Source organism: Enterococcus sp. 7E2_DIV0204 (assembly GCF_002140855.1).
Classification (GTDB): Bacteria; Bacillota; Bacilli; order Lactobacillales; family Enterococcaceae; genus Enterococcus_L; species Enterococcus_L lemimoniae.
The window spans coordinates 1-1338 of record NZ_NGKY01000011.1 but is presented as its reverse complement, the minus strand read 5'-3'; the positions used below and the strand labels follow the sequence as shown (position 1 = coordinate 1338).

General features: G+C 31.8%; 1 protein-coding gene and 1 pseudogene. One reads left to right on the top strand and one right to left on the bottom strand.

Annotation, left to right across the window (positions count from 1 at the left end; genetic code table 11):
* Positions 1-397: 397 nt before the first annotated feature.
* Positions 398-559, top strand: a pseudogene (locus A5819_RS19985) (IS5/IS1182 family transposase); the annotation flags it as partial.
* A gap of 87 nt (positions 560-646) precedes the next feature.
* On the opposite strand, the gene A5819_RS18865 reads toward A5819_RS19985, so the two are convergent.
* Positions 647-1063 (bottom strand): hypothetical protein, encoded by a 417-nt coding sequence (locus A5819_RS18865; RefSeq protein ID WP_086353119.1) that lies wholly within the window; start codon positions 1061-1063, stop codon positions 647-649.
* Between the last annotated feature and the right edge of the window lie 275 nt (positions 1064-1338).

The following is a 1338-nucleotide window of genomic DNA, read 5'->3' as shown; positions in this document are numbered from 1 at the left end:
TGATTTTAGCAATCCAGATGAAAAAAAACTTGTACCTTTTTTACTGATAATTTTTCTCATTTGTTTATCAATTATGTACTCTATATTACCTAATACTGATAAATAGACTATTACCTGTCTCTTATACACATCTAGATGTGTATAAGAGACAGATCAAACGCTTTATCAAGAAGAAGTCCTCCCATGCTTGAAAGAAGAAAACCAATCCGACGGATTGACAAGTGACCAACTGGAAGAAGCCTGTCTCTTATACACATCTAGATGTGTATAAGAGACAGGTCTGGAAGAAGCTGCGAATCATTTAGAGGCTGAAATTCATGAAGTAGAGGCGCAATTTCCCAATAAAAAGCAAAAAGAAAAACAAAGTCAATTAAAGAGAAAAAGTAAAACATATAGAAAATATCTGCGAAAAATCCAAGCAGATTACCTACCGAGAAAACAAAAATATGAAGCCTACAACCGACTGTTTCAAGAACGAAACAGCTTTTCTAAAACAGATACAGATGCCACTTTTATGCGAATGAAAGACGATTACATGCGCAATGGTCAGCTAAAGCCCTGTCTCTTATACACATCTAGATGTGTATAAGAGACAGCATGCGCAATGGTCAGCTAAAGCCAGGCTACAACTGTCTCTTATACACATCTAGATGTGTATAAGAGACAGACTTAATACAAATAATTTTATATTTTCTTTGGATGTAAATATACCATCGACACCTAAATTTATTAAAACTTCCTCTTCATTGTCCAATCCATCTTCTGAAAAAACCCACATAAATAGAGCTGGGTTCGTTTTACATTCGAATAGCCACTCAACCATCTTAATTACATTGTTCTTATCACTTAACACAAATATTAGCCCATCGATTTCTTTCAATTGATCTTTCTCTTGTATTTTAATCAGATTTAGTTCCCTAAAATCAAACATATCAATGTACTCCTGTCTCTTATACACATCTAGATGTGTATAAGAGACAGGATTTAGTTCCCTAAAATCAAACATATCAATGTACTCTTCTTGATTCGTTTTTTCATCTATCCAAATTCCAAAATTATTCACTTTTTAGACTCCTTCCATTTATTAAATTTTTTTAGACACTATTACCTTTTTGTCTAGAGATAAATTTCTCTCTTATACACATCTAGATGTGTATAAGAGACATTTTTAGACTCCTTCCATTTATTAAATTTTTTTAGACACTATTACCTTTTTGTCTAGAGATAAATTTCTTAGAATTATATCTGTCTCTTATACACATCTAGATGTGTATAAGAGACAGATTATGTACTCTATATTACCTAATACTGATAAATAGACTATTACTAAAATATAAA